This is a genomic window from Aeromicrobium sp. SP1 (genome assembly GCF_055663785.1).
The window spans coordinates 3133522-3158461 of the sequence record NZ_JBQVVK010000001.1; the positions used below are offsets into that span (position 1 = coordinate 3133522).

The following is a 24940-nucleotide window of genomic DNA, read 5'->3' on the forward strand; positions in this document are numbered from 1 at the left end:
TTCGCATGAGTCGCCTGCTGGCGGCGGCCCTCCTCGGGGTCGCCGCCGGCGGCGTGGGCATCGCGGCCCCGGCGGAGGCGGCCGCGTGCTCCGGGGGCACCGGGGTGACGGTCGTCGTCAACGCGTCGGTCGGCTGTGACGCCGATGGCGGCGGTGTCGCCGCGAACAACTTCGTCGACGCCGGGCACGCGCTGACCTATGCCGCGCTCGCGAGCGGGTTCGTGTGTCGGATCGACGGCTCACCGGCCTCGGATCCGTGCACGGAGACGCCACCGGCCGACGCCTACTGGGGCCTGTTCTGGTCGGACGGCACCTCCGGCCGCTGGTCGTACTCGAGCCGAGGCGTGACCTCGCTCAAGGTGCCCAAGGGCGGCTGGGTCGCCTTCGTGTTCCAGACCTCCAGTTCGCGGACGTGGCCCACGATGACGCCGCGCACCGCGACGCCCACGTCGGCGGCACCGACCGGCGGCTCGGGCGGCTCCGGCGGCTCCGGCACCTCCGGCGGCAGCGCGAAGGGCTCGTCCGGCACCACGAAGGGGAAGCCCGCCGCCGCGGGCACCACCGCGACCACCGCTCCGACCTCCGGCGCCACCACGGTGCCGAGCACCACGCCCACGACCCCGACCACGGCCACCCCGTCGACCGGGGCGCCGACCGCGACCGGCTCCGAGGCGGCGAGCGCCGCGGACGGCGCCGCGCAGACGGCCGACGCGACCCCCGCCTCGGCCGAGGAGTCGACCTCGAACGTGGGGATCGTGCTCGTGGCAGGCTTGGTGCTGGCCGTCCTGGCGGCCGCGGGAGGCGTCGTCTGGCGGCGCCGGCGAGGAGCCTGAACCTTCCATGCAGCAGATGCGTAGCGACGTCCACCCGAATCGGGGCCAGCCCTCCGGTTCGGGGTGGATTCCGCTACACATCTCGGGCAGGGAGGCCCGCGAGCTGCATCCCGGAGCGTGGTGGCTCTGGGGACTCGGGTTGGCTGCGGGGGCCTCGTTCACGCTCAACCCCGTCCTGCTCGTCCTGACGATCGCGATCGCAGCGCTCGTGGTCGCGGCCTGTCGCGGGGACGCGCCCTGGGCCCTGTCGTTCCGCTACTACCTGTACTTCGGCGCGCTCGTCGTCGTGACCCGCGTCGTCTTCCGGATCCTGCTCGGCGGCGGCGCCGTCCCCGGTGACGCGATCCTGTTCCCGCTGCCGGAGATCCCGCTGCCCGAGGTCGCGCGCGGCGTCCAGCTGCTCGGCGACGTCACGGTCAACGAGGTCCTGCTGGGGCTGTACGACGGGCTGAGACTCGCCACCCTCATCATCTGCATCGGTGCGGTGAACTCGCTCGCGAACCCGAAGCGCCTGCTCGCCTCCGTGCCGCCCGCCCTGTACGAGGTCGGCGCGGCGCTCGTCGTCGCCGTGTCGGTGTTCCCCCAACTCGCCGAGAGCGTCCGCCGTGTCAACCGCGCCCGCAAGCTGCGCGGCGACGCGAGCCGGGGCACCGGCGCGATGCACCGCATCGTGATCCCCGTCCTCGAGGACGCGCTCGACCGGTCGATGACCCTCGCGGCCGGGATGGACGCCCGGGGCTACGGCCGCACCGGATCGGCCCTGCCGCGCGAGCGGTTCACGACGGGTGCGCTCATGCTGCTCGGCCTGTTCGGGCTGAGCGTCGGCTCGTACGGCTACCTCGACGGCACGGCGCCCGGGGTGCTCTCGTGGCCCATGCTGGTCGCCGGGCTCGTGTTCGCGGCGCTGGCGCTGCGCTCGGCCGGACGCCGGGTCCACCGCACCCGCTACCGGCCCACGCCCTGGCGGGTGGCCGAGTACGTCGTCGCCGGCTCGGGCATCGCCGTGGCGGTCGGCCTCAAGGTGCTGTCGGGCGAGCAGCCGCTCGTGCTCTATCCCGTGGTCCCGGGCTGGCCCGAGGTCAGCATCGCGACCCTCGTGGTCGTGGCGATCGGCATCGTGCCGGTGTTCGCCGCGCCCGCGCCGCCGTCGGCCCACGAGCCCGCGGGAGGTGCGCCGTGATCCGGCTCGAGGACGTGACGTTCTGGTACGACGGCGCCGAGCAGCCCACGCTCTCGCACGTCGACCTCGAGTGCGACGAGGGCGAGCTCGTGCTCGTCGCCGGACGCACCGGCTCGGGCAAGTCCACCCTGCTGGGGATGCTCAACGGCCTCGTCCCGCACTTCACGGGCGGCACGCTCGCGGGTGACGTGGTCCTCGACGGCGCCTCGATCCTGGGTCGACCGCCTCGCGACCTCGCCCACCTCGTCGGCTACGTCGCGCAGGACCCGCTGTCGGGCTTCGTCACCGACACGGTGGAGGAGGAGCTCGCGTACGGCATGGAGCAGCTGGGCCTCGACCCGCAGACGATGCGCCGGCGCGTCGAGGAGACCCTCGACCTGCTCGGCATCGCCGACCTGCGCCGCCGGTCCGTGCGCTCGCTCTCGGGCGGTCAGCAGCAGCGGGTCGCGATCGGCGCCGTGCTCACGATGCACCCGCGCGTGCTCGTGCTCGACGAGCCGACCTCGGCGCTGGACCCCACGGCGGCCGAGGACGTGCTCGCCACGATCGCCCGACTCGTCGACGACCTCGCGCTCACCGTCGTGCTGGCCGAGCACCGCATGGAGCGCGTCGTCCCGTTCACCGACCAGCTCGTCGTGGTCGAGGGCGGTCGGGTGCGCAGTGGCGCCCCCGCGGCACTGCTCGTCGACGCTCCCGTGGCGCCGCCCCTCGTGCAACTGGGTCGGCTCGCCGGCTGGTCGCCGCTGCCGCTCTCGGTGCGCGAGGCGCGGCGCCGGGCCAAGGAGCTGACTCCGCGCCTGGCCGCGCCGCCCGAGCGGGGGCGGACGCGACCGCCCGCCGCCCTGCGGGCCGAAGGCGTCACGGTCCGCTACGGATCCTTCACGGCGGTCGCCGGCGTCGATCTCGTCGTGGGGGCCGGCGAGGTCGTGGCCCTCATGGGGCGCAACGGCTCGGGCAAGTCGTCGCTGCTGTGGGCCGTGCAGGGCACGGGCGACCGCACGTCGGGGGTCGTCGACGTCGACGGAGTCGATCCGGGCGACGTGCGCCCGGCCGAGGCGCGCATGCTCGTGGGCCTCGTGCCGCAGACCGCGGCCGACCTGCTCTACCTCGAGACGGTCGCCCGCGAGTGCGCGGCCGCCGACGACCAGGCCGGCGCCGACCGCGGCACGTGCCGCGGACTGCTCGACCGCCTCGCACCGGGCATCCCCGACGACCGGCACCCGCGCGACCTGTCCGAGGGGCAGCGGCTCGCGCTCGTGCTGGCCGTCGTGCTCACGGCCCAGCCGCTCGTCGTCGCACTCGACGAGCCGACCCGAGGCCTGGACTACCCGGGCAAGGCGGCACTCGCGCAGATCCTGCGCGACCTCGCCGCCGACGGTCGCGGGATCGTCGTGTCGAGTCACGACGTCGAGTTCGTCGCCGGCATCGCCGACACGGTCGTCGTGATGGCCGAGGGCGAGGTCGTCTCGTCGGGCCCGGCCGCGACGGTCCTGGCCGAGTCGCCCGCCTTCGCGCCGCAGGTAGCCAAGGTGCTTGGCGCGCAGTGGCTCACGGTCGACGAGGTCGCCGCCGCCCTGCCGCGCGAGGTCGTCCGGTGAGCGCGGTCGGACCCTCGGTCGCCGTCCCGCTGACCCGGCGATCGGTGCTCGTCCTCGCGGGGGCCTCCGTCGCCGGCCTCGTGATGTTCCTGTGGCCGCTCATCCTCACCCCGGCGGGCGACCAGACGCGCGTCGACCAGCCCTTCATCTTCATGGCGCTCATGCCCGTCATCGTGCTGGTCGTCGTCGCCGAGCTCTCCGAGGGCGGACTCGACTCGAAGGCGCTGGCGATGCTGGGCGTCCTCAGCGCGATCAACGCCGCCGTCCGGCCGCTCGGGGCGGGCGTCGCGGGCATCGAGCTGGTCTTCTTCCTGCTGATCCTCGGCGGGCGTGTGTTCGGTGCCGGCTTCGGCTTCGTCCTGGGCTGCACGAGCCTGTTCGCCTCGGCCCTCCTGACGTCGGGTGTCGGCCCGTGGCTGCCGTTCCAGATGCTGTGCTGCGCGTGGATCGGCATGGGCGCCGGCCTGCTGCCGCGTCGCGTCACGGGCCGGGCCGAGATCGCGATGCTCGTCGTCTACGGCGTCGCCGTCTCGTACGCGTACGGGCTGCTGATGAACCTGTCGTCGTGGCCGTTCACGCTCGGCATCGCCGTCCCCGGCGCCGCCGACTCGCTCGCGATGGTGCCGGGCGATGCCGTCCTGGACAACTTGCACCGGTTCTTCGTCTTCACCCTGCTCACGTCCACGTGGGGCTGGGACACCGGCCGCGCGATCACGAACGCCATCCTCATCGTCGTGCTCGGCCCGGCCGTCCTGGCCACCCTGCGTCGCGCCGCCCGGCGTGCCCGCTACCTCCCGAAGGAGTCCGCATGAACAGCCTGATCGCCCGCCTCGTCGGCGCGACCCTCCTCGCGGCCGGCGTCATCGCCGTGCCGGCGGCGGCCACCGCGCACGAGACCTGCGAGACGGCGCAGGACGTGCCGATCGTGGTCGAGTTCGGCAGCCTCGAGGGTGACGACGAGGTGCTGTGCGCGACGCACGCCGCGGACACCACGGCGCTCGAGGCGATGCACGAGGCGGGCCTGGAGACGGACATGACCTCCGCCGCGATGCCGATGGTGTGCCGCATCGACGGTCAGCCGACGGCGGAGCAGGAGACGTGCGGGGACCCGATGAGCGGCGCCGGCTACTGGGCCTTCCTCGTCGCCAAGGAGGGCCAGGACTGGGGCTATGCGTCCACCGGCCTGGGCGAGTACCAGCTCGAGGACGGTGACTTCGTCGCCCTCGTCTACCACCTGCTCGCCGACGGCGAGGACGTCCCGGTCGCGCACGACGCGAACGCCGAGACGCGTGCCGCCGCGGTCGTCCCCGCCGCCGAGGAGACGTCCCACGCCGACCACGAGGACGCGGAGGACTCCGAGGACTCTGGACTGCCGATCGGCCTCATCGTCGCCGTCCTGGCCGCCGCCGCGGTCGCCGGCGCCGCGTTCGTCGTCGCCCGCCGCCGCACCTGAGCGGCGCTAGGCTTCGACCGTGAGGACCCTCATCACCGGTGGTGTCCGTTCGGGCAAGTCGTTCCAGGCCGAGTCGCTCGTCGTCGCGTCACCGGACGTCACGTACGTCGCACCGGGACCGGAACCGGACCCCGACTTCGATCCCGACTGGGCCGCGCGGGTCCGGACCCACCGTGAGCGCCGCCCCGCCCACTGGCACACCGTCGAGACGGCCGATCTCGAGCGGGCGATCGCGATGGCGGACGGCACGGTGATCGTCGACTGCCTCGGCACGTGGGTCACGTCATTGATCAGCGAGCTCGACGGATGGGACAAGACGCTCGACGACTGGGAGCCGGAGTTCTGGAGCCGTGTCGAGCTGGCCATCGGGGCCATGTCGGCGCACGTCGCCGATGTCGTCCTGGTGACCAACGAGGTCGGCTGGGGCGTCGTCCCGGAGCACCGCTCCGGCCGGCTCTTCCGCGACCTGCTCGGCCGGGTCAACCAGCGGTTCGCCGACGAGTGCGACCAGGTCCTGCTCGTCGTCGCCGGTCGCGTGCTGAAGCTCTGAGCCTCAGGCGGCGGTGGCCAGGCCGAGCAGCAGGACCGCGAGACACACCTCGACGCAGGCGCCGACGGCGTCGCCGATGATCCCGCCGAGCCGGCGGACGACGTGGCGCACCAGCAGCGCGAGCACGAGCAGTGCCGTGAGCCCGGCGAGGACTCCCGGAACGCCTGTCGAGCCGAGCGTGAGGGACAGCCCGGCGAGTGCCGCCCCGGTCACGAGCCACGCCACGGCGACGGCGGGGATCGGCACGCTGCCCGCGAACGTCGCGCCCATCCCGTCCGCGCGGGCGGCCGGCACGCCGCGGCACAGGCCGACGGTGGCCCCGGCACGCGCGAGGCACCACGCGGCGCCGACAGCCACGGGTCCCCAGGCGGCACCCGAGAGCGCCCCCGCCGCACTGCACTGCAGCAGTACGACAAGCACGAGCGCGGCCGCGCCGGCCGGACCCACGTCGCCCGTTCGGGCGATCGCCAGCGACCGCTCGCGGTCGTAGGAGGCGGCCAGCGCGTCGACCGTGTCCGCGAGGCCGTCGAGGTGGAACGCGCGGGTGCCGAGCACGCCGAGACCGATCGCCAGGGCGCCGGTCGCGAGCGACGGCAGCGCCAGTTCGCGCCCCGCCCACGCGGCGCACGCGACGAGGACTCCGACCGGCACGACGGCGAGCGGCGCGAGGGACACGGCCAGCCCCGCGGTGGGCCGGTCGACCGTGCGCGGCGCCGGGACAGGCACGGCACTGAACGTGCCCACGGAAAGCCGCACCGCGTCGACGACCCGGATCACGGCTTCCGCCGTCCTTCCGCGCTCCGGGGCGACCTCACAGCACCTCGTCGAGCCGCGCGATCTGGGCGAGCAGCAGGGCGGCCGAGCGCACGAGCGGCACGGCCGCGACGGCACCCGAGCCCTCGCCCAGTCGCAGGTCGAGGTCGAGCAGCGGCTTGAGGCCGAGCTTGTCGAGCGCGCGCCACTGAGCCTGCTCGGTCGACCGGTGGCCGGCCGCGAGCCACGGGGCGACGCCCGGGGTCATCCGCTCGGCCACCACGGCGGCGGCGGCGGAGATCAAGCCGTCGAGCAGCACGGGGACGCCCGCCTGCGCGGCCGCGACGATGAATCCGGTCTGCGCGGCGAGGTCGGGGCTGCCGAGGGCCGTGAGCCGGTCGACGGGGTCGACGACACGCGAACCGGCGCGGGCGAGGGCCGTCGCGATCACCGCGGTCTTGGCGTCGAGCGCGTCGTCGTCGATCCCCGTGCCCCGGCCGACGACGTCCTCCGCGGCAAGACCGAGCGACGCCGCGATCAGGGCCGCTGCCGTCGTCGTGTTGCCGATGCCCATGTCGCCGCCGATCAGCAGGTCGGCTCCCGCCGCGATCTCCTCGGCGGCGATCCGGGCGCCGGCGTCGAGGGCCCGGCTGGTCTCCTCGGCGGTCATCGCGTCCTGCAGGTGGATCGGCTCGGAGCCGCGGTTGACCTTGAACGCACTGACCTCGGGACCGAGGTCGGGGAAGTCGGCGTCGACCGAGATGTCGGCCACCCGCAGGTGCACGTCGTGCTGCCGCGCCAGGACGGACACGCCCGCGACACCGGACGAGAAGGCGCGCACCATCGCCGGCGTCACGGCCGCCGGATAGGCCGAGACGCCGTGCCCCGCGACGCCGTGGTCGCCGGCGAACACGACGGCGCGCACGTTGACCGGCGGAGCGGGGAGCACCTCGTCCCGGGTCGATGCCCACCACACCGCCAGGTCGCCGAGCCGGCCGAGGGCACCGGCGGGGATCGCGAGGGCGGACAGTCGTTCGCGGGCCGCGTCACGCGCGGTGGTCGAGGGTGGGGTGATCATGCCGCCATTCTCGCGGCCAGGTCGACGACCCGGGACTCGAGGGTGAGCAGTCGCGCCGTGGCCTCACGGTCGAGGCCGGCGGCGACGACGCGGTCCGTGGCGTCCTCCACCTGCTGGCGGGCCGCGCGCCCGGTGTCGGTCGCGGCGCCGTCGGTCGTGAGCCAGCCGCGGGTCGCGAGCCGCTCGATCGCCGCCTGCCACTCGTCGGTCGTCCAGCCCCGCAGCTCGCGCTGGTTGTCGAACTTCGCCCAGCCGGTCGCCACCGCGAACGCGTTCGCCTCGGCCCCGTCGAGGCCGGCGGCCGTGAGCACCGCCAGGTGGCAGTCGCCCCGGTACTCGCGCAGCGCCGTGACGGACTGCCACAGGTCGACGACGGGGTCGTCGTGTGCCGGCAGCGCCGCATGCGCCGCTCCCAGCGGCTTGCCCGCCCAGTCGACGCCCTCCAGCACGGCGCGCACGGGCCCGGCCAGGGCGGTCGCCTCGGTCGCCGCCGGGGTCAGGACGTCGCGGGCGAGGCCGTACCGGGCCTCGAGCACAGCGTCGCGATCGGCCAACCGCCACGCGTCCGGCAGGGCCCGATGGACCCAGCGTGGGGCGAAGCCGTGGAACGTCGCGATGACGAGCTCGGCCGGTGGGGTGCCGAGGGCCGCGGACCGGCTCGCGAAGTACCCCATCCAGTACCCCTTGAGGCCGACGGCGGCGTAGCGTGCCGTCACGTCGGGGACGAAGTAGACGCCCGTGTGCACGGTCTCGACGGCCTTCCAGAGCTCGCGTGAAGTCATGGCCCGAGCGTAGTGAGCCCCGCGATTCCCGCCGAAGCCGTGACGAATCCACGATTTCGGATACCATCGGTATGCGAAAGCTGGAGGAAACCACCGTGTCAGAGCCCAAGGTCACGCGCGCCGAGCGTCAACAGCAGACTCGCGAACGCCTCATCGAGGTCGCGGGCCAGATGTTCATGGACGTCGGCTACTCCGGCACGTCACTGGACAAGGTCGCCGTCGAGGCGGGCTTCTCCAAGGGCGCGGTCTACTCCAACTTCGCCGGCAAGGAGGAGCTCTGCCTCGCGGTGCTCGACGCGATCCACGCGGAGAAGATCCGCCGCGTGCTCGAGGTCTTCTCCGAGGACACGCCGATCGAGTCGCGGCTCAAGATGTTCGTCGAGTGGTCGCGGTCGGGCCTGGGCGATCCGCAGTGGACGACGCTCGAGGTCGAGTTCGCCGCCGTCGCGCGCCAGAACCCGTGGGTCGCGACCGAGCTCGTGAAGCGCCACCGCGAGATCCACCGCCTGATCGCCCAGCTGATCGACTCGACGGTCGACCAGGCCGGACTCGAGACGACCCTGCCGGTCGAGCAGGTCGCCACGGCGATGCTCGCGCTCGGCGTGGGTCTGGGCGGCATGAAGGCGCTCGACCCCAAGATCGAGATGGACGTGTTCGGCGACCTGCTGGCCGCCGTCGTCAGGCCGAAGCGGACCGACGACCAGTGAGCCCCTCGCTCTCAGCCCGCTGAGGATCAGTGCTCGCCGAAGCGCCCGATGCTCGCGGCGATCTCGGCCTCGGCCGCCTCGCGACCGACCCAGCTGGTGTTGTCCTCGACGTACTTGCCCGGCTCGAGGTCCTTGTAGTGCAGGAAGAAGTGCTGGATCTCGTCGCGCGTGAACTGCGGGATGTCGGCCAGGTCCTGGATGTGGTCGAAGCGCGGGTCGTTCGGGACCACGAGGACCTTGTCGTCGCCGCCGGCGTCGTCGGTCATCGTGAACATCGCGACGGCCCGGCACTCGATGAGGCAGCCGGGGAACGTCGGCGAGGGCAGCAGCACGAGCGCGTCGAGCGGGTCGCCGTCCAGTCCGAGGGTGCCCTCGATGTACCCGTAGTCGGTCGGGTAGGCCATCGAGGTGAACAGAAACCGGTCGAGACGCACGCGGTGCGTCTCGTGGTCGACTTCGTACTTGTTGCGGTCTCCCTTGGGGATCTCCACGGTGACGTCGAAAAACACGGTTCCTCCGGACTGTTGCACTTCGGCTCTCTATAGTCTGACGCACGTGACGGCCAGGGCTGCCCGCAGGGGGGACCGAGTGCATGCGGCGTGGGTGCTGCCGCTGCTCGTCGTCGTCACCCTCGCCGCCATCGTCCTGCTGTACGTGCGCGGCGACCTGAATCCGGTGCTGTGCGAAGGTGCGTGCGCTGCCGAGTTCGTGACGCCGCCGGAGGGTCTCGTCACGGCGACCCCCGTTCCCGACGACCCCGCCTCGGTCGGCGAGGGCGCGATCGACGCGGCCCAGCTCGCGAAGGCCGTCGCCGGATCGATGGACTCGAGCTCGCTCGGCGGCCATGCGGGGCTCGTGGCACTCGACGCGCGCGACGGCTCGGTCCTCGTCGAGGACGCCTCGGGGGCGTTCGTGCCGGCGTCGACCACAAAGCTCCTGACCGCGTTCGCGGCACTGACCGAGCGGGGTCCCGATGCGAGGTTCACGACGAGCGTCGTGCGGGAGGGCAACCGGGTGGTGCTCGTCGGCGGCGGCGATCCGTACCTGACCGAGCGACCCGTGAAGGGTTCTTCGGTCGAGCGGGCCGACCTCGCCACGCTCGCGGCGACGACGGCGAAGCGGGTCGGTTCCGGTCCCGTGGAGGTCGGCTACGACGACTCGCTGTTCACGGGACCGTCGGTCAGCCCGGGCTGGGAGTCGACGTACGTCAGCGGCGGCGTGGTCGCCCCGGTGAGTGCGCTGTGGATCGATCGCGGCCGCGTCGGTCAGGGTCGCTCGGCCGATCCGTCCGGCGATGCCGCCCGGGCGTTCGCGGCGCTGCTGCGCGCCCGGGGTGTGCAGGTCACGGGCGACCCGAGGCACGTCGTGGCCGCCGCCGGAGCGACGGCCGTCGCGAGCGTCCGCAGCGCTCGGCTCGCCCGCATCGTCGAGGCCTTCCTCGGCTCGTCCGACAACGAGGTCGCCGAGGTGCTGCTGCGCCAGGCGGCGATCGGCGCCGGCCGACCCGCCTCGTTCGACGGCGGCACGAAGACCGTCAAGCAGGACCTGACGGCGGCCGGTGTCGATGCCGCGGGTCTCGTCCTGCAGGACGGCAGCGGCCTCTCGCGCGGGAACCGGATCAGCCCGACGACGCTCGCGCAGACGCTCGTCGAGGCGAGCGGTGCGCCGCCCCTCGGCTCGCTCGTCAGCGGCCTGCCGGTCGGCGGCTTCAGCGGGACGCTCCAGGACCGCTACGCGATGCTCGGCGACGCACGGGGTCTGGTCCGCGCGAAGACCGGCACGCTCACCGGCGTCCACACCCTCGCGGGCATCGGCACCCTCGCGGGCGGTCGGCCCGTCGCGTTCGCCGTGATGGCCGACGACACGGAGTCGGTGAACCCGTTCGTGACCCAGGCCGCGCTCGACCGCGTCGCCGCCGACCTCGTCGGTTGCGCCTGCGGCTGAAGGGCCGGTCCGGCGCTGGCCCCTCCCGTAGGTTGGACGCCATGATCGACTGGAACGTCGCCCGCGGCACGGTCCGACGGCTCGTGCGTCCCGGGCCCGACCTGACGGACGCGGAGGTCTCCGAGGTCGTCGCCGAGCTGCGCGAGGCCTCGCGCGACGCCGAGGCGCCGGTGCGCGAGTTCACGGGGCTCGTGCCCGCGCACCCGACTCCGGTCCTCGTTGTCGACCGACCGCGGTGGGCGGACGCGAACCTCGCCTCGTTCCAGATGATCCTGCGGCCACTCGACGCGAAGCTGGAGGCCGCGGGGAAGATGCCGACCGGTCTGCCGCTCGCCGTGGGCAGCCGGGTCAGCGGTGCCGAGCTCGGTGCCGTCGTGTCGTTCCTCGCCGGCAAGGTGCTGGGCCAGTTCGACCCGTTCGCCGAGGGCGACTCCGGTCCCGGCCGACTGCTGCTCGTCGCGCCCAACATCGTCCAGGTCGAGCGCGACCTCGAGGTCGACCCGTCCGACTTCCGCCGCTGGGTGTGCCTGCACGAGGAGACCCATCGCGCCCAGTTCACGGCCGTGCCGTGGATGCGCGACCACCTGCTCGGCCAGGTCGGTGCGCTCATGGACGCCACCGACATCGGCGGGAACGCCGTCGGCGAGGCCCTGGCGGAGGCGTTGCCCGAGCTCGTGCGGATCGTGCGTGGCGAGTCCGAGAAGTCGCTGTCGGACCTGTTCCAGAACGAGCGCCAGCGCGAGGTCGTCGACGGACTCACCGGCATGATGTCGCTGCTCGAGGGCCATGCCGACGTCGTGATGGACGACGTCGGTCCCGAGATCGTCCCGTCCGTCGCGCAGATCCGTCGCAAGTTCACGGCCCGCCGCGGCTCGGGCTCGGCACTGTCGAAGGTGCTCCGCCGGTTGCTCGGGTTCGAGGCGAAGATGCGCCAGTACAGCCAGGGCGCCGCGTTCGTGCGTCAGGTCACCGACCAGGTCGGCAAGGACGGCTTCGACGCGGTCTGGGCGCAGGCCGAGAACCTGCCCTCCAAGGCCGAGATCACCGACCCCAAGTCGTGGGTCGCCCGCGTCCACGGGTGACGCCATGGAGCCCGGGAGGCCGCGCATGAGCCGTCTCGACCCGCTCGTCGCCCGCGCGCGCCACCTCGTGCGACCGCACCTCGGGGACGGTGCCGTCGTGGCGGTGTCGGGCGGGGCCGACTCGCTCGCCCTCGCGGCGTGCGTCGCCTTCTTCGTCCGTCGCGGTGACGCCCGCGCCCGCGCGGTCGTGATCGACCACGGCCTGCAGGACGGCTCGCACGACGTGGCCGCCCGGGCCGCCGCGCAGTGCGAGGAGCTGGGGCTGCCCGCCCGGGTCCACCCCGTCGAGGTCGTCGACGTCGGCACGGGCCCCGAGGACGCCGCGCGGGTCGCGCGGTACCGAGCGCTGCACGAGGAGGCCGGACCGGCGCCGATCCTGCTCGCGCACACCCTCGACGACCAGGCCGAGACCGTGCTGCTCGGACTCGGCCGCGGGTCGGGACCGCGGGCGATCCAGGGGATGCGTCCCGCGAACGACCGGTTGCGCCGGCCGTTCCTCACGCTGCGCCGGGCCGAGACCGAACGGATCTGCACCCTGCACGACCTCGACTGGTGGGACGACCCGCACAACGTCGACCCCGGGTTCCGGCGCGTCCGCGTGCGCCACGAGCTGCTGCCCCTGCTCGAGGACGTGCTCGGCGGGGGCGTGGCCGAGGCCCTCGCCCGCACCGCCGACCTCGTCCGCGCGGACGCCGACGCGCTCGACCACGTCGCCGCCGGGGCCGTCCCGCACTCCGGTGAGATCGACGACGTGTGGACGTTCGCCGACCTCGACGCAGCCGTCCGTTCGCGGGTCTGGCGGCGCCTCGCGATCGGCGCGGGCGCGGTCGCCGGTGAGCTCACGTTCGCGCACACGCGCGCCCTCGACGGACTGCTGTCGGCGCCCGGTGGGTCCCGGATCGAGTTGCCCGGCGGTGTCAGCGCGGTCCGAGACGGGGATCGCGTGCGATTCGTGACAACGCCTGTGGCACGCTGACACCGTGGACATCGCGCGCGTCGAGGCCGATCTCGACCTCACCGAGACCCTCTTCACCGAGGAGCAGATCCAGACCCGGCTCGCCGAGCTGGCCCGTCGGATCGAGGTGGACTACGAGGGTCGCGACCTGCTCCTGGTCGGCGTCCTCAAGGGCGCCATCATGGTCATGGCCGACCTCTCGCGGGCGCTCGACCGCCACGTCGAGATCGACTGGATGGCGATCTCGTCGTACGCCGGCACGAAGTCGTCGGGCGTCGTGCGGATCCTCAAGGACCTCGACACCGACCTCGCCGGCCGCCACGTGCTCGTCGTCGAGGACATCATCGACACCGGCCTGACGCTCTCGTGGCTCATCGCGAACCTGCGGTCCCGCGGACCGGCCTCCGTCGAGATCGCGACGCTGCTGCGCAAGCCCGAGGCGCTCGAGATGCCCGTCGACGTCAAGTACGTCGGATTCGACATCCCCAACGCCTTCGTCGTCGGCTACGGTCTGGACTTCAGTGAGAAGTACCGGAACTTGCGCAGCATCGGCACACTGGCAACACACATGTACTCCTGAACAACGGGACGGGAACCCCACCTGAATGAGCGTCGAGACCGCATGAACCTCAAGAACCTGTTCAAGGGACCGTGGCTGTGGATCATCCTGATCGCCGCGGTGGTCATCGGCGTGCTGTCGTTCTCCGGCTCGGCCGACGGGTACAAAGAGGTCAAGACCGCCACGATGGTCGGCTACTTCGACGACGCGAAGATCAAGGAGGTCACCTTCGTCGAGGGTGACCAGGAGATCCGCGCGACGCTCAAGGGCGATGACGAGAAGAAGGTCAAGGCCACGTGGCTCGGTGACCAGAGCAACACCCTCGTCACGCAGGCTCAGGACCTCTTCGACGCCAAGAAGATGGACTCGTACAACGTCAAGGTGCCGCCGGCGAACACGCTGTGGTCGGTGCTGCTGAGCTTCCTGCCGTTCCTGATCTTCATCGGCATCTTCCTGTGGCTCATGAACTCGATGCAGGGCGGCGGCGGCCGGGTCATGCAGTTCGCCAAGTCCAAGGCGAAGCTCATGAACAAGGACACGCCGCAGACCACGTTCGCCGACGTCGCCGGCTGCGACGAGGCGATCGAGGAGCTCGGCGAGATCAAGGAGTTCCTGCAGGAGCCCGCCAAGTTCCAGGCCGTCGGCGCCAAGATCCCCAAGGGCGTGCTGCTGTACGGGCCGCCCGGCACCGGCAAGACGCTGCTCGCCCGCGCCGTCGCCGGCGAGGCCGGCGTGCCGTTCTACTCGATCTCCGGCTCGGACTTCGTCGAGATGTTCGTGGGCGTCGGCGCGAGCCGCGTCCGCGACCTGTTCGAGCAAGCCAAGGAGAACGCCCCGGCGATCGTCTTCATCGACGAGATCGACGCCGTCGGCCGGCACCGCGGCACCGGCATGGGCGGCGGTCACGACGAGCGCGAGCAGACCCTCAACCAGCTGCTCGTCGAGATGGACGGCTTCGACGTGCGCGGCGGCGTCATCCTGATCGCGGCCACCAACCGGCCGGACGTGCTCGACCCGGCGCTGCTGCGTCCCGGTCGCTTCGACCGCCAGATCGCCGTCGAGGCGCCCGACCTGGCCGGTCGCACCCAGATCCTCAAGGTGCACGCGCGCGGCAAGCCGATCGCCCCGGGCGTCGACCTCGAGGCCGTCGCGCGGCGCACCCCGGGCTTCAGCGGCGCCGACCTGGCCAACGTGCTCAACGAGGCCGCGCTGCTCACCGCCCGCAGCAGTGCCACGACGATCGACGACGCGGCACTCGATGAGGCGATCGACCGCGTCATCTCGGGCCCGCAGAAGCGCACGCGCCTCATGAACGAGCACGAGCGGCTCGTCACGGCCTACCACGAGGGCGGCCACGCGCTCGTCGCCGCGGCGCTGCCGCAGAGCGATCCCGTGCACAAGATCACGATCCTGCCGCGCGGTCGCGCGCTCGGCTACACGATGGTGCTGCCCGACGAGGACAAGTACAGCCAGACCCGGGCCGAGCTGCTCGACAAGCTGGCCTACATGCTCGGTGGCCGCGCTGCCGAGGAGCTCGTCTTCCACAACCCGACCACGGGTGCGGGCAACGACATCGAGAAGGCCACGAGCCTGGCCCGCGCGATGGTCACGCAGTACGGCATGAGCGAGCGGATCGGCGCCGTGCGGTTCGGCGAGGACAACAGCCAGCCGTTCCTCGGCCGCGACTTCGGGCACACGCGCAACTACTCCGAGGAGGTTGCCGCGACGATCGACGAGGAGATCTCGACGCTCATCGCGAAGGCCCACCAGGAGGCGTTCGACATCCTCGTCGAGAACCGCGACGTGCTCGACTCGCTCGTCGTCGAGCTCATGGAGAAGGAGACGCTCGACAAGGCCCAGGTCGCCCGGATCTTCGAGCCGCTGCGTCGCCGCGACCTGCGTCCGGCGTGGACCGGGTCGGACTCGCGCACGCCGTCCGAGCTGCCGCCCGTCGTGGTGCCGCACCGCAACGGCGCGAGCGCCGGTGCCGGGGCCACCGAGGAGGGCATCGTCGTCGCGCCCGACTCCGGGCCCGATGCGCCGCCCACCGACCAGCCCCAGCCGGGCGAGTCGCCGACCGTCTGAGAGGTCCGCCTTGACCGTCGACCAGCCCCGTGCCGAGGCCGCCGTCCGTGAACTGCTCGCGGCGATCGGCGAGGACCCCACGCGCGACGGTCTGCAGGAGACACCCGCGCGCGTCGCCCGCGCGTACGCCGAGCTGCTCGGCGGCTACGACCAGGACGCTCGCGAGGTCCTCTCGGCCGTGTTCGAGGTCGGCCACCGCGAGCTCGTCCTGGTGAAGGACATCGAGCTGTGGAGCCTGTGCGAGCACCACATGGTGCCGTTCTTCGGCGTCGCGCACATCGGCTACATCCCCAGTGAGCACGGTCATGTGACGGGCCTGTCGAAGCTGGCGCGGCTCGTGGACGTGTTCGCGCGCCGGCTGCAGGTGCAGGAGCGGCTGACGACCCAGATCGCGGAGGCCCTCGTCGAGGTGCTCGAGCCCCAGGGCGTCATCGTCGTCGTCGAGGCCGAACACCTGTGCATGACGATGCGCGGCGTCCAGAAGGCCGGCGCGCGCACGATCACGAGCGCGGTCCGCGGCCAGCTGCTCGACCCGGCGACGCGGGCCGAGGCCATGAACCTCATCGCCGGCTGACCCGATGGTGCCGCTCCGGACGCCCGGCCTGCCGCAGGACCGCTGCGTCGTGATGGGCGTCGTCAACGTCACGCCCGACTCGTTCTCCGACGGCGGGCGCTGGTTCGATCCCGGCCAGGCGGCCGAGCACGGCCTCGAGCTCGTGCGTCACGGCGCCGACCTCGTCGACGTCGGCGGGGAGTCCACGCGCCCCGGCGCGCTGCCGGTCGACCGCGACGAGGAGCTGCGCCGGGTCGTTCCCGTCGTCCGCCGACTCGCCCAGGCCGGCGTCGTCGTCTCGGTAGACACGATGTGGGCACGCACGGCGGAGCAGGCCCTCGAGGCCGGTGCCGCGATCGTCAACGACGTCTCCGGCGGCCGGGCCGACCCTGCGATGGTGCCGCTCGTGGCGCGTGCCGACGTCCCGTTCGTCGTGATGCACTGGCGCGCGCACTCGGCACGGATGCAGCAGCACACCGAGTACGACGACGTCGTCGAGGACGTCCTCGACGAGCTGACCGCGCAGCGCGACGCCGTGCTCGCGGCGGGCCTCGATCCGGCTCGGGTCGTGCTGGATCCGGGCCTGGGCTTCAGCAAGACCGGGGACCAGAACTGGACCCTGCTCGCGCATCTCGACCGCTTCGTCGGTCTCGGCCACCCGCTGCTGGTCGCGGCCAGTCGCAAGGGCTTCCTGGGGTCCCTGCTGGCCGACGGCGTGGGACCGCGGCCGGTCGACGACCGCGAGGCGGCGACCGCGGCCCTCACGACGCTCGCAGCGACCGCGGGGGCCTGGGGCGTGCGCGTGCACCACCCCGCACCCAGCGCCGATGCGATCCGGGTCGTCTCTCGACTGCGACGGGAGGTCGTCGATGGCTGACGTGCTGGCGGTCCACCGGGCCTTCTACGACGCAGTCGAGAGCGGCGACGCCGACCTCATGGCGTCGCTGTGGGTCGACGACGTGGCCACCGCGTGCGTCCACCCCGGCGCGAAGCCGCTGTACGGCACGGGACCGATCCTGCGCTCGTGGACGGTGCTCATGGCCGGTGTCGGCTACATCCAGTTCTTCCTGACCGACGTCGAGGTCACGCTGCTGCCGGCGAACGATCCGCAGACCGCGATCGTCGTGTGCACCGAGAACATCCTGTCCGACGCCGGCTCGGTCGAGTCCTTCAGCGGCGGCACGGCCGTCTGCACGAGCATCCTGGTCAAGCACGGCGGCAGTTGGCGATTCTGGGCGCGACACGCGTCCCCGATCATGGAGGCGCAGGACTGATGAGCGTGCACGACGGCGACCGGATCGAGCTCAAGGGCCTGTCCGCGATCGGGTACCACGGCGTCTTCGAGCACGAGCGCCGCGAGGGCCAGACCTTCGTCGTCGACATCGTGCTCTCGGTCGACCTCGAACCGGCCGCGGCAAGCGACGACCTGACCCGTACCGTTCACTACGGCGAACTGGCCGAACAGGTCCACGCCGTCATCACGGGGGACCCCGTCGATCTCATCGAGACCTTGGCCCTCCGTATAGTGAACGTGTGTCTGGGTCATGAGCCCGTCCGCTGGGTCAGCGTGACGGTGCACAAGCCCGAGGCGCCAATCGAAGTGGCGTTTTCGGACGTCGCCGTGACGATGGAGCGGAGGAAGCAGTGACCGAATCACCCACGCCCTACGAGCTCGACGCGGACACGATGACCGGGGGGATGCGACCGATTCGACAGGCAGTGCTGTCGATCGGGTCGAACCTCGGCGATCGTGCCGGCCGACTGCAGGGAGCCGTGTCGGCCCTCGAGGACACCCCCGAGGTCACGGTGGTTGCTGTCTCATCGGTCTACGAGACCGAGCCGCTGGAGACGCCCGCGGGTTCCGACCAGTTCCTGAACGCCGTGATCCTCATCGACACGACGCTCACGGTGCACACGCTGCTCGACCGGGCGATGGCGATCGAGGACGCGTTCGAGCGCGAGCGCAGCGTCCCGGGCGCGCCCCGGACCCTCGACGTCGACGTGATCGTCGTGGGCGACCGGATCGCCGATGACGACACGCTGACCCTGCCCCATCCGCGCGCCCACGAGCGCGGCTTCGTGCTGGTCCCGTGGCTCGAGATCGATCCCGAGGGCGAGATCCCCGGGCACGGTTTTGTCGCGGACCTGATCTCCGGCGTGGACACGTCCGGAGTCGTCAAGCGCGAGGACATCGAGATCATCCTGTGACCCACTGATGAGGCGCGCCCGCCGCACATCACCGTTCTTCGTCGCGGTCATCGTGGCGACGGGACTCGTGGTCGGTCGACTCCTGCCGCCGCTCACGGTGCGGCTCGACGGGGTCTCGCCGCCGGTCCCCGGCTGGGGTGCGGCGGTCGTGCTGTTCTCCGGGGCCCTCGCCGTCGGCGCGCTCGCGTGGGGCACGTGGCGCAGCCTCCACCGCGACAAGCGCATCATCGCCACGGACCACGCGATCCGGCTGCTGGCCCTCGCGAAGGCCTCGATCACGGTCGGCGGCGTCTTCGCGGGCGGCTACGCGGGTTACGCGCTGGCGTACCTCGGCTCGACCACCGACCTGGGCCACGACCGCTTCTGGCGCTCGCTCGCCGCGTCCGGAGCAGCCGTCGCGCTGCTGGCGGCCGGCCTCCTGCTCGAGTGGGCGTGCAAACTGCCGTCCGACGGCGAGGACGAGAAGAAGACCTCCGCCGACACCGGCCCCTCCCCGGCCTGACCCTCGTGAGCGGTGAGTGGCGTACCTGTGGCGTTGCTCAGCGGTTCGTAGGTCACCGCTCGTGCGGGTGGGCGGTGAGTGGCGTACCTGTGGCGTTGCTCAGCGGTTCGTAGGTCACCGCTCGTGCGGGTGGGCGGTGAGTGGCGTACCTGTGGCGTCGCTTAGCGGTTCGTAGGTCACCGCTCGTGCGGGTGGGCGGTGAGTGGCGTACCTGTGGCGGCGTTCAGGGGTTCGTAGGTCACCGCTCGCGCGTGTGGGCGGTGAGTGGCGTACCTGTGGTGGCGTTCGGGGGTTCGTAGGTCACCGCCCGTGCGGGTGGGCGGTGAGTGGCGTACCCGTGGCAGCGATCAGAGGTACGTAAGTCACCGCCCCCACAGCCAGCCCGCCCCGCCCAACGCGGGGCGCGTCAGCGCCGGAACCAGCGACGCGGAGGCAGCTCCTGCTGCCACGTCGCGTTGTGCCACGTCAGCAGCAACCGCTCCCGCCCGCCGCGGGGGAAGGGCCGCGCGCGCACGGTCCACTCCGCGCCGTCGCGGGTCACGGCGTCGGTCAGATCGGTCGGCGCGTCGTCGCCGTCGTGCCAGCCCTGCCATCGGAGGACCACCTCGTCGGGGTCGCCGTCGCCGTCGACGCGCACCCGGGCGACCCGGCCGGAGATCCGTGCCGAGACCTCGCCGAGGTGAACGCGCGAGGCCTTGCGGGCCAGCGACTCGGCGCCGACCTGCGCCCACGCGCCGAGGAACGAGTCGTAGCCGTGGGCGACCGCGCCGGCCCGCGCGGGCGCCCGCATCGCCTCGAGGCGGGGACGGTCGGCCAGCAGGTCGAGCGTCGCCTCGGCCAGCGCGGCCGCATCGCCGGCCGGGACGAGGACGCCGTCGACGCCGGAGTCGATCTGCTCGGCCGGGCCGTACGGGACGTCGAACGCGAGCACGGGACACTCGCGCATCCGGGCCTCGATGACGAACAGGCCGAAGCCCTCGAACCGACTCGTGAGCCAGGCCAGGTCGGCACTCCACAGCTGGTCGGCCGCCTGCGGATCATGGCCGTGGAAGACGACGCGATCGGCGACGCCGCGGGCATCGGCGAGTGCGCGCAGGGCGTCCTCATCGTCGCCGTCGCCGTAGATCTCCAGGGTCGCGGTCGCGTGTCGCGGCGCCAGCAGCGCGAAGGCCTCGATCGCGCGGTCGAGCTGCTTCTGCGGATGCAGGCGCGCGATCACGACGATCCGCCCGGGGACCCGCTCGGGGCGTGGTTCGGGCGGTGCGACGGGCTCGGCGGGGTTGGTCACGACGTGGAACTGGTCGAGGTCGCCGAAGCGCAGCCGCAGGTCGCGCCGCTGACGCTCGGTCAAGGTGTTCAGGGCGTCCAGCCGGTCCACGTGCGCCAGCGAGTCGGCGTAGGACGGCTCGATCGGCGAGTCCCAGCGCCGCCGGCCACGCACGTGCGGGTTGTGCACCTGGTGCATGAGCACGATCCGCGGGTCGTCGAGCAGGCCGAGCTCCTCGGCGACGAAGCGGCTGTCGCTGACCAGGAACACGGGACCGTCGGCGGGCACGACCAGCCGGGTCCACCAGCGCCACAGGTCGCCGAGTCCGTCGCCGGCCAGCACCGTCCTGCCGTCCCGGTCGAGCACGCGGGTCGGACCGCTCATCTCGTCGGCGGGCGTGATCGCGTAGGTCGAACCGTCGCGGCGCAGGTACTCCCAGGCGACCTCGGTGCCGTCCTCGTCGAGCAGCCGTCGCCGCCACGCGTACCCGGCGTCGACGTCGTCAGCCGAGGACGCAGCCTCGCGCAAGATTCCGGGGTCGGGGGCGGCCGCCAGCGCGGAGAGGTCGCGGTCGCGGAGGTCCTCGTGCAGGTTGAGCAGTCGGGACTCCGGCAGCAGCAGGCCCTCGGCGCGCAGGCCCTCACGGATCGGCTCGTACGACGGGACGGGGTTGTAGGTCAGGATCGGGAAGTCGAGGCCGGCGGCGAGGAACAGGCGGTGCCGCAGCAGGACCATGCGGGTCTGCCCGCCAGCACCCAGCCGGACGTTGCCCACGACCGAGAACCAGGCTCGCGCGGGGAACCGGGGGTCCGGCTCGCCCGGTGCAGCAGCGGTTCCCGACACGCGGCGAGCGTATAGCATCGACGCCGTCCGGGACGTACGGAGAAGGTGCGGGTGGCATGGGCAGGTGGCAGTCGCTGACGCGGCGTGTGCTGGGTCTGACGACCGGCCCCGCCGAGCCGCTCGACGTGCTCTCCCGGGACCTGCCGAAACTGGTCCGGCAGTTGCCGAAGGACCTCGACGGCAGCATCGAGGCCGAGTTGACGGCACGCCTGCCGGGGCTCCTCGCCGAGGTCGACCGCGCCGAGCTCACGCGCCGGGTCCCGTCGTGGGCCAAGGTCGCCTTCCACCACCTCGAGCACGGTGACGCCGACGCCCTCCACGCCGCGATCAACCGGGGCCTGCTCGACGTCCGGCAGCACGACGCGTCGGTCCATGACGGCGAGCCCGTCGTGCACCTGCCGGGCTGGGACGACGCGACGATCCCGCGCACGGCGTTCGTGCTCGCCGACTCCGAGACGCGGTTCGCCGGGGAGATCGTGCGGGCCCGGGTCGTCGACGACCGGTTCGAGGCCGTCGTGCGGGCGGGATTCGCCCACATCGACAGCGCCGAGCGGCCGGAGCTCACGGTCCGCACCGCCGGGGTGACCACGACGTACTCCGGCGAGACCTCGGGGCACCGCGGTGGCGAGGCCTCGTGGCGCGAGACGTACGACCACAGCACGTGGCACCTCGAGGTGTCGCTCGCCCGGCTCGGCCCCGAGCAGGCGATCGAGGTCGAGCTCGAGGTCGCCCTCGCGGGGCGCACGGCCCGAGGCCGGATCGATCTCGTCGCCCCACCGGACCCGCCGGGCCCGGCCGTCGATCGGATCTCCCTCGAACGCGGCACGATCGTCGTCGAGGGCCGTGGCCTGCAGCGGGCTCCGACGCTCGAGTCGGCCGCGGTGTCGCTCACGGCCACGGAGTTCACGCACCTCGGCTCGCGCTTCCGGGCGGAGTTCCCCGCCACCGCCGACCGCTGGGGGAGAGGGCCGTTGCCGCTGCCGACCGGCGAGTACGTCGTCGTCGCGGCGGACGAGCCGCTCCCGCTGGCCGCCGAGCTCGCGGAGTGGCCCACCGACGTCGACGACGGACCCCTCGTCGGACACACGACCGACGTCGGACTGCGGCTGATCAAGCCGCGACGCCAGGACGAGAACACGATGTGGGGCCAGCGGGCCCTGCGCGCCGCGTACGCCGAGGCGCAGACGGCCGCCAACCAGGAGGCCGCGCTGTTCCAGTGCTACTGGGCCGAGGTCGCCACCGACAGCCAGGCCGCGATCCACCGCGTGCTGCGCCGTCGGCGGCCCGACCTGCGGCTCTACTGGGGAGTCGTCGACCACTCGGTCGCCCTGCCCGAGGGCGCGACGGCGATCGTGGCCGGGACACGCGAGTGGTACGCCGCGCTCGGCAGCGTCCGCTACCTCGTCAAGAACACCGAGGTCGGCGCGTACACGCGGCTGCGGCCCGGACAGGTCTACCTGCAGACCTTCCACGGCCAGCCGTTCAAGCAGATGGGCCGCGCCGACTTCGCCCGCCGGATGGCCCCCTGGCGAGCCGAGTACGAGGCCACCGAGCGCCGTTCGGCGTTCTGGGACGTGATCGGCCTGCCGTACCCCGAGGCGGCGGAGTTCTACCGCGAGGCGTACGGCTGGGACGGACCGGCGTTCGACAACGGACTGCCGCGCACCGACGGACTGCTCGCCGAGGATGCGGAGCAGGTGCGTGCGGCGACGCGCCGGCTGCTGGGGATCCGTGACGACCAGGTCGCGGTCCTGCACGCGACGACGTGGCGCGACGACCTCTCGCAGGGCGGCAACACGTCGCAGGACCCCGGCCTGCTCGACGTCCGCGCCCTCGCTCGAGCCCTCGGCGACCGCTTCGTCCTGCTGCAGCGCAGTCACCACTCCGTCGCCCGGTCCGAGCAGCGTCATGGCAGTGGCGGCGGGGTCATCGACGTCACCGACCACCCCGAGATCAACGACCTCGTGCTGGCGTCCGACGCGGCCGTCCTCGACTACTCGTCGCTGCGGTTCGACTACGCGATCACGGGCAAGCCGATGGTGTTCTTCGTGCCCGACCTCGACCGCTACTCCGGCGAGGTGCGCGGGTTCCTGTTCGACTTCGCCGAGTCGGCACCCGGTCCGCTCGTGGAGGACGCGCGCGCCCTGCCGGACCTCCTGCGCGACACGGCGTGGACGGTCGACCACGCCGACGCCTACGCCGCGTTCAACGAGCGCTTCAACCGCTTCCACGACGGTCACGCCGCCGAGCGCGTCGTCGACGGCCTGCTCGGGTGGGATGCATGAGCCTGTTCCGACGCCGGCAGGCCCCCGCGCCGGAGTTGAGCATCGTCGTGCCGGTGTACGACGTCGAGCAGTACCTCGCCGCGTGCCTGGACTCGGTGCTGGCCGTCGAGGAGACGGACATCGAGGTGATCGTCGTCGACGACGGCTCCACCGACGGCAGCGCCGCGATCGCCCGCCAGTACGCCCGGCGCGACCCGCGCGTGCGGCTGGTGACCCGTCCCAACGGCGGTCTCAGCGCGGCGCGCAACACCGGGATCGCCGAGGCGCGAGCGCCGTACCTGACGTTCGTCGACTCCGATGACGTCGTCGCGGCCGACGGGCTCGAGCTCGCCGTCCTGTCGCTGGAGCGCAGCGGCGCGGACTACGCGCTGCTGCCGTACCGGCAGTTCCGTGGCGATGCTCGCTACGACGCCGTGCCGCCCTGGGTGGCCGAATTTTACGGCTACGACGTCACGACCGTCACCGCGCACGATCACCCCGAGGTGCTGGCGCAGGCGACCGCATGGTCGAAGGTCTACCGTCGCTCGTTCTGGGACGGCGCAGGGCTCAGCTTCCGCGAGGGCGTGCTCTACGAGGACCAGGAGGTCACGGCACGGGCCTTCGCCGCCGCCGACTGGATCGACCTGGTTCCCGTGCCCACCTATGGCTGGCGGGTCCGCCCGGGCTCGATCACGCGCGAGGCCACCGAGCGCTCGATCGGCGCCTTCTTCGACGCGATCTCACTGGCCCTCGAAGCGCTCACGGCGGTGCCGGGCGCACGTCCCGCGCGCGCCTCGCAGGTGCTGTCGAACGATGTTCCGCGCTACCTGCGTGCCCTGACGAAGGTCGATGACGAGGGGTACAGCGAGCGGCTCCTCGCCGGCGCCGCCACCTTGCTGGACGAGCCCGGTCTCGACCTGACGCAGGCGCCCGCCGAGGCCCGCGTGATCTACGCGCTCCTGCGTGCCGGTCGTCGTGCGGACGTCCCGGTGTTCGTCGCAGAGGGCGGATTCGACCTCGCCTCGCTGCGCTCCGACGAGATCGACGGCCAGCCCGCGCTCGTGTTCCCGTTCTCCGGCGAGGTGCCTGACGAGGCTCGGATCCTGTCGGTGCGCCAGACCCCGGCGGACGTTCGCGTGGTCCGTGCCCGCGAGACCGGCGACGGTGTCGAGCTCTCGGTACTGGCGTACCTGCGCCACGTCGACGGCCCGCCGGCGGAGGCCCGGGCGTTCTGGATCGTCGACGGCGTGCGCGCTGCGGAACTGTCCGTCGAGCCCGCCCCCGAGTTCCTCGGCCACCGCATGCGCACCACGCGCGAGGGCAACGAGCAGGCGACGTGGCGGGTGACCGGCCCGGCCGCGAAGCCGGTCGTCACTGCTCTCGAGGTCGAGATCGTGCATGCCGGCCGGACCGCCTCGGCCCTGGTGCCGGTGCCCGACCTGCCCGCCGACGCTCGTGGGCGCGACGTCGCCACCGAGGTCTCCGACCGGGGCGTGCTGGTCGCCGACGCGTGGATCCCGCTGCCGGAGGCCGAGGGCGACCACGTCGTCGCGACTGGGGTGTCGGCGGACCTGGCCGGACGCCTGCCGATCGACCTCGACCACGGCTGGCTTGGCCCCGAGGACGGACGCCTCGTCTGGCATCGCCTGCCCGACGTTCCCCGCGAACAGCTCGCCGTGTGGTGGCAGCGCGACCACGGTCCCGCCGGAACGGTGCGCCAGGTCCCACCGACGCCCTAGGCGGC

Annotated in this window: 25 protein-coding genes; 20 read left to right on the plus strand and 5 right to left on the minus strand. The window is 72.6% G+C overall.

The genetic code is table 11. The features are described from left to right. Positions 1–5 precede the first annotated feature (5 nt). From ACT26F_RS15270 to cobU, 6 genes are read left to right on the plus strand one after another with little or no spacing between them, the layout of a single operon-like run. On the plus strand, positions 6–833 hold the full coding sequence (locus ACT26F_RS15270) for a hypothetical protein (protein WP_471671401.1): 828 nt from the start codon (positions 6–8) through the stop codon (positions 831–833). A 16-nt stretch (positions 834–849) separates the two neighbouring features. After that, positions 850–2013 carry a CbiQ family ECF transporter T component gene (locus ACT26F_RS15275; protein WP_471671402.1) on the plus strand — a complete coding sequence of 388 codons (1164 nt, stop codon included), beginning with the start codon at positions 850–852 and terminating at the stop codon, positions 2011–2013. Then, the gene (locus ACT26F_RS15280) at positions 2010–3611 is read left to right on the plus strand and encodes an ABC transporter ATP-binding protein (RefSeq protein WP_471671403.1); all 1602 of its coding nucleotides are present in this window, start codon (positions 2010–2012) and stop codon (positions 3609–3611) included. The genes ACT26F_RS15275 and ACT26F_RS15280 overlap by 4 nt, the downstream gene beginning before the upstream one ends. Then, positions 3608–4423, plus strand: a complete 816-nt coding sequence (locus tag ACT26F_RS15285) for an ECF transporter S component (RefSeq protein WP_471671404.1) — start codon at positions 3608–3610, stop codon at positions 4421–4423. Before ACT26F_RS15280 ends, ACT26F_RS15285 begins: the two co-directional genes overlap by 4 nt. Further along, positions 4420–5064, plus strand: a complete 645-nt coding sequence (locus tag ACT26F_RS15290; protein WP_471671405.1) for a hypothetical protein — start codon at positions 4420–4422, stop codon at positions 5062–5064. The genes ACT26F_RS15285 and ACT26F_RS15290 overlap by 4 nt, the downstream gene beginning before the upstream one ends. Before the next feature lie 19 nt (positions 5065–5083). Next, a complete protein-coding gene (gene cobU, locus ACT26F_RS15295; protein WP_471671406.1) occupies positions 5084–5614 on the plus strand; it encodes a bifunctional adenosylcobinamide kinase/adenosylcobinamide-phosphate guanylyltransferase in 531 nt (176 codons plus the stop codon). Between the two features lie 3 nt (positions 5615–5617). Here cobU and ACT26F_RS15300 read toward each other — a convergent pair whose 3' ends face one another. Genes ACT26F_RS15300 through ACT26F_RS15310 form a run of 3 tightly spaced genes read right to left on the minus strand, consistent with a single transcriptional unit; the run spans position 5618 to position 8227 of the window. After that, positions 5618–6391, minus strand: coding sequence for an adenosylcobinamide-GDP ribazoletransferase (locus ACT26F_RS15300; protein ID WP_471671407.1), 774 nt, complete (start codon positions 6389–6391; stop codon positions 5618–5620). Positions 6392–6425: 34 nt separating this feature from the next. Then, positions 6426–7445, minus strand: a complete 1020-nt coding sequence (cobT, locus tag ACT26F_RS15305; protein ID WP_471671408.1) for a nicotinate-nucleotide--dimethylbenzimidazole phosphoribosyltransferase — start codon at positions 7443–7445, stop codon at positions 6426–6428. Continuing rightward, positions 7442–8227, minus strand: coding sequence for an SCO6745 family protein (locus ACT26F_RS15310; RefSeq protein ID WP_471671409.1), 786 nt, complete (start codon positions 8225–8227; stop codon positions 7442–7444). The genes cobT and ACT26F_RS15310 overlap by 4 nt, the downstream gene beginning before the upstream one ends. Positions 8228–8322: 95 nt before the next feature. Here ACT26F_RS15310 and ACT26F_RS15315 point away from each other — a divergent pair, with 95 nt between their 5' ends. Further along, positions 8323–8934: a TetR/AcrR family transcriptional regulator gene (locus ACT26F_RS15315; RefSeq protein ID WP_471671410.1), complete on the plus strand. Its 612-nt coding sequence runs from the start codon at positions 8323–8325 to the stop codon at positions 8932–8934. A gap of 26 nt (positions 8935–8960) precedes the next feature. Here ACT26F_RS15315 and ACT26F_RS15320 read toward each other — a convergent pair whose 3' ends face one another. Next, a complete protein-coding gene (locus tag ACT26F_RS15320; RefSeq protein WP_471671411.1) occupies positions 8961–9443 on the minus strand; it encodes an inorganic diphosphatase in 483 nt (160 codons plus the stop codon). Positions 9444–9522: 79 nt separating this feature from the next. Between ACT26F_RS15320 and dacB the strand changes: the two genes are divergently transcribed. The 11 genes from dacB to ACT26F_RS15375 are packed head-to-tail and all read left to right on the plus strand — an operon-like array spanning position 9523 to position 18822. After that, complete coding sequence (gene dacB / locus ACT26F_RS15325) at positions 9523–10878, plus strand: D-alanyl-D-alanine carboxypeptidase/D-alanyl-D-alanine endopeptidase (protein ID WP_471671412.1); 1356 nt, start codon at positions 9523–9525, stop codon at positions 10876–10878. 41 nt (positions 10879–10919) lie between these two features. Further along, positions 10920–11960, plus strand: coding sequence for a zinc-dependent metalloprotease (locus ACT26F_RS15330; RefSeq protein ID WP_471671413.1), 1041 nt, complete (start codon positions 10920–10922; stop codon positions 11958–11960). Positions 11961–11985: 25 nt separating this feature from the next. After that, the gene (gene tilS / locus ACT26F_RS15335) at positions 11986–12936 is read left to right on the plus strand and encodes a tRNA lysidine(34) synthetase TilS (RefSeq protein ID WP_471671414.1); all 951 of its coding nucleotides are present in this window, start codon (positions 11986–11988) and stop codon (positions 12934–12936) included. Positions 12937–12940: 4 nt separating this feature from the next. Next, complete coding sequence (gene hpt / locus ACT26F_RS15340; RefSeq protein WP_471671415.1) at positions 12941–13495, plus strand: hypoxanthine phosphoribosyltransferase; 555 nt, start codon at positions 12941–12943, stop codon at positions 13493–13495. Positions 13496–13537: 42 nt separating this feature from the next. After that, on the plus strand, positions 13538–15559 hold the full coding sequence (ftsH, locus tag ACT26F_RS15345; protein WP_471671416.1) for an ATP-dependent zinc metalloprotease FtsH: 2022 nt from the start codon (positions 13538–13540) through the stop codon (positions 15557–15559). Between the two features lie 10 nt (positions 15560–15569). Further along, positions 15570–16133, plus strand: a complete 564-nt coding sequence (gene folE, locus ACT26F_RS15350; RefSeq protein ID WP_471671417.1) for a GTP cyclohydrolase I FolE — start codon at positions 15570–15572, stop codon at positions 16131–16133. A 4-nt stretch (positions 16134–16137) separates the two neighbouring features. Beyond that, a complete protein-coding gene (folP, locus tag ACT26F_RS15355) occupies positions 16138–16989 on the plus strand; it encodes a dihydropteroate synthase (protein ID WP_471671418.1) in 852 nt (283 codons plus the stop codon). Further along, entirely contained in the window at positions 16982–17386 is a 405-nt protein-coding gene (locus ACT26F_RS15360) for a nuclear transport factor 2 family protein (protein ID WP_471671419.1), read from the plus strand. The genes folP and ACT26F_RS15360 overlap by 8 nt, the downstream gene beginning before the upstream one ends. Beyond that, on the plus strand, positions 17386–17760 hold the full coding sequence (gene folB / locus ACT26F_RS15365; protein ID WP_471671420.1) for a dihydroneopterin aldolase: 375 nt from the start codon (positions 17386–17388) through the stop codon (positions 17758–17760). Before ACT26F_RS15360 ends, folB begins: the two co-directional genes overlap by 1 nt. Further along, on the plus strand, positions 17757–18320 hold the full coding sequence (gene folK / locus ACT26F_RS15370) for a 2-amino-4-hydroxy-6-hydroxymethyldihydropteridine diphosphokinase (protein WP_471671421.1): 564 nt from the start codon (positions 17757–17759) through the stop codon (positions 18318–18320). Before folB ends, folK begins: the two co-directional genes overlap by 4 nt. A 7-nt stretch (positions 18321–18327) precedes the next feature. Next, the gene (locus ACT26F_RS15375) at positions 18328–18822 is read left to right on the plus strand and encodes a DUF3180 domain-containing protein (protein WP_471671422.1); all 495 of its coding nucleotides are present in this window, start codon (positions 18328–18330) and stop codon (positions 18820–18822) included. Positions 18823–19228: 406 nt separating this feature from the next. Here ACT26F_RS15375 and ACT26F_RS15380 read toward each other — a convergent pair whose 3' ends face one another. Beyond that, complete coding sequence (locus ACT26F_RS15380) at positions 19229–20932, minus strand: glycosyltransferase (protein WP_471671423.1); 1704 nt, start codon at positions 20930–20932, stop codon at positions 19229–19231. Positions 20933–20988: 56 nt separating this feature from the next. Between ACT26F_RS15380 and ACT26F_RS15385 the strand changes: the two genes are divergently transcribed. Next, positions 20989–23217, plus strand: a complete 2229-nt coding sequence (locus ACT26F_RS15385) for a CDP-glycerol glycerophosphotransferase family protein (protein WP_471671424.1) — start codon at positions 20989–20991, stop codon at positions 23215–23217. Beyond that, entirely contained in the window at positions 23214–24935 is a 1722-nt protein-coding gene (locus tag ACT26F_RS15390) for a glycosyltransferase family 2 protein (protein WP_471671425.1), read from the plus strand. Before ACT26F_RS15385 ends, ACT26F_RS15390 begins: the two co-directional genes overlap by 4 nt. Positions 24936–24940: the final 5 nt, after the last annotated feature.